The sequence below is a fragment of the Mesorhizobium sp. genome (genome assembly GCF_005063415.1).
GTDB lineage: Bacteria > Pseudomonadota > Alphaproteobacteria > Rhizobiales > Rhizobiaceae > Mesorhizobium.
The window spans coordinates 1-6,913 of record NZ_SUEG01000042.1; the positions used below are offsets into that span (position 1 = coordinate 1).

At 64.2% G+C, this 6,913-nt stretch carries 6 protein-coding genes and 2 pseudogenes; 7 read left to right on the forward strand and 1 reads right to left on the reverse strand.

Going from position 1 to position 6,913, the window contains the following annotated elements:
- From E5W70_RS13670 to doeB, 5 genes and pseudogenes are all read left to right on the forward strand, one after another.
- Positions 1-169: pseudogene (locus tag E5W70_RS13670) on the forward strand (ectoine utilization protein EutA); the annotation flags it as partial.
- A 10-nt stretch (positions 170-179) separates the two neighbouring features.
- Complete coding sequence (gene eutB / locus E5W70_RS13675) at positions 180-1,172, forward strand: hydroxyectoine utilization dehydratase EutB (RefSeq protein WP_292658801.1); 993 nt, start codon at positions 180-182, stop codon at positions 1,170-1,172.
- Positions 1,169-2,161 (forward strand): cyclodeaminase, encoded by a 993-nt coding sequence (locus tag E5W70_RS13680; RefSeq protein WP_292658803.1) that lies wholly within the window; start codon positions 1,169-1,171, stop codon positions 2,159-2,161. The genes eutB and E5W70_RS13680 overlap by 4 nt, the downstream gene beginning before the upstream one ends.
- A 38-nt stretch (positions 2,162-2,199) precedes the next feature.
- Positions 2,200-3,378: an ectoine hydrolase DoeA gene (doeA, locus tag E5W70_RS13685; protein ID WP_292658805.1), complete on the forward strand. Its 1,179-nt coding sequence runs from the start codon at positions 2,200-2,202 to the stop codon at positions 3,376-3,378.
- Positions 3,379-3,383: 5 nt separating this feature from the next.
- Positions 3,384-4,391 carry a N(2)-acetyl-L-2,4-diaminobutanoate deacetylase DoeB gene (gene doeB, locus E5W70_RS13690; RefSeq protein ID WP_292658808.1) on the forward strand — a complete coding sequence of 336 codons (1,008 nt, stop codon included), beginning with the start codon at positions 3,384-3,386 and terminating at the stop codon, positions 4,389-4,391.
- Here doeB and E5W70_RS13695 read toward each other — a convergent pair.
- On the reverse strand, positions 4,388-5,047 hold the full coding sequence (locus E5W70_RS13695) for a GntR family transcriptional regulator (RefSeq protein WP_292658902.1): 660 nt from the start codon (positions 5,045-5,047) through the stop codon (positions 4,388-4,390). The genes doeB and E5W70_RS13695 overlap by 4 nt on opposite strands.
- 322 nt (positions 5,048-5,369) lie before the next feature.
- Here E5W70_RS13695 and E5W70_RS13700 point away from each other — a divergent pair, with 322 nt between their 5' ends.
- Both E5W70_RS13700 and E5W70_RS13705 read left to right on the forward strand, forming a co-directional pair.
- Positions 5,370-6,497, forward strand: coding sequence for a BMP family ABC transporter substrate-binding protein (locus E5W70_RS13700; protein ID WP_292658811.1), 1,128 nt, complete (start codon positions 5,370-5,372; stop codon positions 6,495-6,497).
- A 20-nt stretch (positions 6,498-6,517) separates the two neighbouring features.
- Positions 6,518-6,913: pseudogene (locus tag E5W70_RS13705) on the forward strand (ABC transporter permease); the annotation flags it as partial.

Here is a 6,913-nt window from a genome sequence, read left to right on the forward strand (position 1 = left end):
GTCCTGTACGGCGCTGCGGTCGGCGGCGGCAGTTGTCGGCATGGAAGAGGCTATCGGCCGCCCCGTCGTCACCAGCAACCAGGCGACGGCCTGGAATTGCCTGCGGCTCTGCGGAGATGAGATGTCGCGCCCTGAATTCGGCCGTCTGATGACGCTGCCGCTGAACTGATTGATGAGCCATGACCGCTTCCAAGGTGAGCCTCTCCGACATCCACGCCGCGCGCGAGCGCATCGCAGGCAAGGTCGAGCGCACGCCGACCGTCACGTCCCGGAGTCTTTCCCAGCACTTGGACGCTCCTGTTTATCTCAAGCTCGAACATCGGCAGACCACCGGCGCCTTCAAGTTGCGTGGTGCCTCGAACGCTATCGCTTCGCTGACAGAAGAGGAGAGGGCGCGTGGCGTCGTCGCTGCCTCGACCGGCAACCACGGCCGGGCGCTTGCCTATGCTGCTCGACTGCAAGGCATCCACGCGACGATCTGCATGTCGCGGCTGGTGCCGCAGAACAAGCTCGACGAAATCCGCCGGCTCGGCGCCGAGATCCGCATCGTCGGCAACAGCCAGGACGATGCGCAGCAGGAGGTCGAGCGGCTGGTCGCCGAAAACGGGCTGATCATGCTGCCGCCTTTCGACCATCCCGCCATCGTCGCCGGGCAAGGCACGCTCGGGCTGGAGATCATCGAACAGGTTCCTGATGCCGCCCTTGTGCTGGTGCCGCTTTCCGGCGGCGGGCTGGCGGCTGGCGTCGCCGCTGCCGTCAAGGGCGTCAGCCCGGCGACGAAGGTGGTGGGCGTTTCGATGGCGCGCGGTGCCGCGATGAAGGCAAGCCTTGATGCCGGGCACCCGGTGCTGGTCGAGGAACTGCCGACGCTGGCCGACTCGCTTGGCGGCGGCATCGGCCTTGACAACCGGCTGACCTTTTCCATGTGCCGCGACCTGCTCGACGATGTGATCCTGCTCAGCGAGGACGAGATCGCCACCGGCATCCGCCATGCCTATGAGCAGGAGCGCGAGATCGTGGAAGGCGCCGGCGCGGTCGGCATCGCGGCCGTGCTTGCCGGCAAGGTCAAAGCGAATGGCCCGACGGTGCTCGTTCTGTCCGGTCGCAACATCGAAATGACACTGCACCGCAAGATCATCTGCGGCGAAGCAATTGCGGAGAGCGCAGCATGAGCCGGATGACGATCCTCACCGAAAGTGAATTGCGCAAGATCGTGAAGCTCGATCTCGATGCCGTCGCCTGCGTCGAGAACGCGTTCCGGGCGCTCGCTACCTTGCCGGTGGCAATGCCGCCAATCCTACGGCTCGATATCCCAGAGCATCGCGGCGAGGTCGACGTCAAGACCGCCTATGTGCCGGGTATCGACGGTTTTGCGATCAAGATCAGTCCCGGCTTTTTCGACAATCCGAAACTCGGCCTGCCCAGTGTCAACGGCATGATGGTGCTGCTGTCTTCGAAAACCGGTCTGGTCGAGGCGCTGCTGCTCGACAATGGCTATCTCACCGACATCCGCACGGCCGCCGCCGGCGCGGTCGCCGCCAAACATCTGTCGCGGGCGGACTCCTCCGTTGCCGCGATCTTCGGTGCCGGTGTTCAGGCCGGACTGCAGCTCGAGGCGCTGATGCTGGTGCGGCCGATCACCGACGCTCGCATCTGGGCAAGGGATGCCGCCAAGGCCGAAGCCGCGGCGGACGCATTGTCCGAAAGACTGGGCATCGCCGTTCACGCCGAGCCAGACGCGGCAAAGGCAGCCGCCGATGCCGACATAATCGTCACCACGACACCGTCGACCGAGCCGCTGATCAAGGCCGGCTTCGTCTCCGCCGGCCAGCACATCACCGCGATGGGCTCGGATGCCGAGCACAAGAACGAGATCGCGCCGGCGATCCTGCGCATGGCCGACCTCTACGTCGCCGATAGCGCCAAGCAGACGCGACGATTGGGCGAACTGCACCATGCCATCGCGGCGGGCGTGATGGCGGCCGATGCCGAGATCACCGAGCTTGGCCACATCATCGCCGGCGAAAGGCATGGCCGGCGCTCGGACAGCGACATCACCATTGCCGACCTGACGGGCACCGGCGTGCAGGACACGGCCATCGCCACGCTCGCCCGCGACCGTGCCCGTGCAGCCAAGACCGGTACGATTTTCGAAAGCTGATACCGGCCGCAAGGCCCAACAAACGAGGACCAAGAACAATGCAGCCTAATTTGAAATTCTCGCGCGGCGAATATGCGGAGCGCCTCGCCAAGACGCGGAAGGCGATGGAGGCCAAGGGCGTCGATCTGCTTGTTGTCAGCGATCCGTCCAACATGGCCTGGCTGACCGGCTATGACGGTTGGTCGTTCTATGTGCACCAGGCCGTCATCGTGCCGCCGTCGGGCGAGCCGGTGTGGTACGGTCGCGGCCAGGACGCCAACGGTGCCAAGCGCACCGCCTATCTCGCGCACGACAACATCGTCGGCTATGCCGACCACTATGTGCAGTCGACCGAGCGCCACCCGATGGATTTTCTGTCCAGCGTGCTCTCCGATCGCGGCTGGGACAAGCTCAGCATCGGCGTCGAGATGGACAATTACTGGTTCTCGGCCGCTGCATTCGCATCGCTGCAGAAGCATCTGCCCAATGCCCGCTTCGTCGATGCCACCGCACTCGTCAACTGGCAGCGCGCGGTGAAGAGCCCGACCGAAATCGATTCCATGCGCAAAGCCGCCCGCATCGTCGAGGCAATGCACCAGCGCATCGTCGACAAGATCGAAGTCGGCATGCGCAAATGCGACCTGGTCGCCGAGATCTACGATGCCGGCACGCGCGGCGTCGACGGCATCGGCGGCGACTATCCGGCGATCGTGCCGCTGCTGCCGTCGGGCGCCGACGCATCGGCGCCGCATCTGACCTGGGACGATCGGCCGATGAAATCGGGCGAGGGCACCTTCTTCGAGATTGCCGGCTGCTACAACCGCTATCACTGCCCGCTTTCCCGGACCGTGTTCCTCGGCAGACCGACGCAGGAGTTCCTCGACGCCGAAAAGGCGACGCTGGAAGGCATGGAGGCGGGACTTGCCGCGGCCAAGCCCGGCAACACGTGCGAGGACATCGCTAATGCCTTCTTCGCGGTGCTGAAGAGATACGGCATCGTCAAGGACAACCGCACCGGCTACCCGATCGGGCTTAGCTATCCGCCGGACTGGGGCGAACGCACGATGAGCCTGCGCCCAGGCGACCGCACCCAACTGAAGCCCGGCATGACCTTCCATTTTATGACCGGCCTGTGGCTGGAGACGATGGGCTTGGAAATCACCGAATCCATCCTGATCACCGAGACGGGCGTCGAGTGCCTGGCCAATGTGCCACGCAAGCTGGTGGTAAAGAGTTGAGCCCGATGTCCAGCCTTCGCCCATCACCGATCACGCCGACCGTCCATTTCGAGCGCGACGGCGTGCAGCACGGTTTCCTGCGCCTGCCTTACAGCCGTGACGATTCCGCCTGGGGATCGGTGATGATCCCGATCTGCGTCATCCGCAACGGCAACGGGCCGAGCGCGTTGCTCACCGGCGGCAATCATGGCGACGAATATGAGGGGCCGCTGGCGCTTTATGAGCTCGCCCGTACGCTCGGCCCGAAAGACGTCAGCGGTACGGTCATCATCGTGCCGGCGATGAACTATCCGGCGTTCCGCGCCGGCACGCGCACCTCGCCCATCGACAAGGGCAATCTCAACCGCAGCTTTCCCGGCCGGCCCGACGGCACGGTGACCGAAAAGATCGCCGATTATTTCCAGCGCGAGCTTCTGCCCCGTACAGACATTGCGCTCGATTTCCATTCCGGCGGCAAGACGCTCGACTTCGTGCCGTTCTGCGCTGCCCATATCCGGCCCGACAAGGTGCTGGAAGCGAAAGGGTTCGCTGCCGTGGAAGCGTTCTCCGCACCCTGGTCGATGAAGATGCTGGAGATCGATGCGGTCGGCATGTTCGACACTGCCGCCGAGGAGATGGGCAAGCTGTTCATCACCACCGAGCTTGGCGGCGGCGGGACTTCGCGCGCGGAAACCGTGCGCATCGCGCGTCGCGGCGTGCTCAACGTCTTGCGCCATGCCGGCATCGTCGCCGGCGCCGTCGCGATGCAGCCGACCCGCTGGCTCGACATGCCGTCGGGCGATTGCTTCTCGTTCGCCGAGGATGACGGGATGATCGAAACCATGATCGATCTCGGCGAGCCGGTGGCAGAAAACCAGGTGCTGGCGCGCATCCACTCCATCGGCCGCACCGGCGGCGCTCCTCAGGAGATCAGGGCGAGGATGTCCGGTCTGTTGGCGGCGCGGCACTTTCCGGGGTTGGTCAAGGCCGGCGACTGTGCTGCCGTGGTGGCGGTCTGGTCTCTTAAGGGCTAGGAGGCCGATGTCGGAAACGGCTCGGCTTTGCCTTTGGGGCGGTCGCCGATGGCAAAGACGGCGCTCGCCTCGCTGACGATCGAGACATGATCCTTGGCGGCTGTTCCGGCAGCCGCACTGTCGCCGCGCATGATTGCAGTAACGATGGCGTCATGCTCCTGCCAGGACTGGGCCAGCCGGCCGGGCAGCATGAATTGCGCGCGCCGAAACGGCGCCAGGCGGCCGCGGGTCATGACGGTCAGTTCATAAATGTGCTTGCTGTGGGCGCCGCGATAGAGCCGGGTGTGGAACTCGGTGTTGAAAAGCTCATACTCTTCTTCGGCACCGAGTTGGACAAAGCGCGCCGAGGCCTGATGCTCGGCCTCCAGCGTGCGGCGTTCGCCGGCCGTCATGCGCTCGGCCGAGAAGCGCGAGCAGATCGCTTCGAGCTCGGCCATGCTCTCGAACATCGAGGCGAGGTGCTCCTGCGTCACCACGGCGACGGTGGCGCCGCGGTTCGGCCGCCTTTCGACCAGTCCCATGGCGCTGAGCCGGCTGAGCGCTTCCCTGATCGGCGTGCGTGAGACGTCGAAGCGGGCGGCGAGCGAGGCCTCGTCGAGCTTTTCGCCGGGACGCAGGAAGCCGGTGACGATCCGGTCGCTGATCGCCCTCACCATCTGATCGACGGTCGTGCCCGACCTGATCAAATTGCGCTTTCCCGACACGTCTCCTCCGTCCAGTCTTTTCGCTAGAGCCGAGAGCCACTCACCGGCCTCGATTCCTCCGCAGCTCTGTATGCCTATGTTTTAGCCTTCATGTCAAATTGGCGATTTTGGAGGCAAAAAGTGTATGCAATTGCTCCGGCTTTGTGCAGTTCACATCGGCATGCTCATTGATATTGCTGAATAAATTCCATTTCCGAAACTGGCACATTGATTGCATACACTTCTTTCATTGAGGTGTTAACCGGCCCCAAAGGCCCCAGAGAGGGAGCATTCAATGTCCGAGAGATTCATGCTTAGCCGCCGCGACCTGCTCAAGACCTCCGCCGCCGGAGCGGCGCTCGGCCTTGCGTCCGCATCGTTTCCGATCAGCAGGGCCTTCGCCGCGACGGCCACCGTCGGCTTCATCTATGTCGGGCCAAAGGACGATTACGGCTACAACCAGGCGCATGCCGAAGGCGCCGCCACGCTGAAGGGGATCGAAGGCATTTCCGTCGTCGAAGAGGAGAACGTGCCGGAGACGGTCGACGTGCAGAAGACGATGGAATCGATGATCAATCTCGACGGTGCGTCGCTGATCTTCCCGACCTCGTTCGGCTATTTCGATCCGCACATGCTCGCCATGTGCGCGAAATTCCCCGACGTGCAGTTCCGCCATTGCGGCGGCATGTGGAACAAGGACAAGCATCCGATGAATGCCGGTTCCTATTTCGGCTATATCGGCATGGGCCAGTATCTGAACGGCGTCGTCGCCGGTCACACCAGCAAAACCAAGAAGCTCGGCTTCGTCGCGGCAAAGCCGATCCCGCAGGTGCTGCTCAACATCAATTCCTTCCTGCTCGGCGCGCGCTCGGTCGACCCGACCATCACCTGCCAGGTGATCTTCACCGGCGAGTGGTCGCTGGCGGTCAAGGAGGCCGAGGCCACCAATGCGCTGGTCGACCAGGGTGCCGACGTCATCACCTGTCATGTCGACAGCCCCAAGGTGGTGGTCGAGACGGCGGCCGGGCGTGGCGCCTTCGTCTGCGGCTATCATGCCAACCAGAGCCCGCTGGCGCCGGAAAAATACCTGACCGGCGCGGAATGGAACTGGGCCAAGGTCTACAAGATGTTCGTCGACGATCTGGTGGCCGGCACGCCGCTGCCCAATTTCACGCGCGGTGGCCTGGCCGACGGCTTCGTCAAGATGAGCCCGCTCGGCCCCGCTGTCAGCGACGCCGCCCGCAAGCAGTTCGACGGCACGCTGGCCGAAATGATGAAAGGCGGATTTTCCGTCATCAAGGGTCCGCTGAAGAGCAACAAGGGCGTCGTCGTCGCGACCGAAGGCCAGGCCTTCGTCGAGACCGCGCTCGAGCTCGAAAGCATGGACTACCTGGTCGAGGGAGTCGTCGGTTCGACCGCCTGAACCGGATCGGAGACGGGGCCATGGCAGACACGATCAGCACTGCGGGCGCACCGGCGCTGTTTGGCGCCAGGAATTATCCGGCGGCGCTCGAATGGGCGGCGCGGCGCGCGGAAGCCTTCGTCATACCGCTCGCGGCGCTGATCGTCGGCATGGCGCTGTTCAGCGTGTTCATCGCGCTGGTCGGCAAATCGCCGGTGCAACTCTACGAGACGATGTGGCGCGGTGGCTTCGGCTCGTGGTTCTCGATCCAGAACTCGCTCTCGCGGGCAGCACCGCTTTTACTGGCAGCGCTCTGCGTGGCGCTGCCGGCACGGCTCGGGCTCGTCGTGATCGGCGGCGAAGGCGCGATCGTGCTGGGCGGCGTTGCCGCCGCCGCGCCCATCAGCAGGATGACCAGAAAAGCCGGCGCGCCATTC

Coding starts and splice junctions, on each gene's coding strand:
- eutB (WP_292658801.1), top strand. CDS start 180: ATGACCGCTTCCAAGGTGAGCCTCTCCGACATCCACGCCGCGCGCGAG.
- E5W70_RS13695 (WP_292658902.1), bottom strand. CDS start 5,047: ATGGTGAGGGCGATCAGCGACCGGATCGTCACCGGCTTCCTGCGTCCC.
- E5W70_RS13700 (WP_292658811.1), top strand. CDS start 5,370: ATGTCCGAGAGATTCATGCTTAGCCGCCGCGACCTGCTCAAGACCTCC.
- doeA (WP_292658805.1), top strand. CDS start 2,200: ATGCAGCCTAATTTGAAATTCTCGCGCGGCGAATATGCGGAGCGCCTC.
- doeB (WP_292658808.1), top strand. CDS start 3,384: ATGTCCAGCCTTCGCCCATCACCGATCACGCCGACCGTCCATTTCGAG.
- E5W70_RS13680 (WP_292658803.1), top strand. CDS start 1,169: ATGAGCCGGATGACGATCCTCACCGAAAGTGAATTGCGCAAGATCGTG.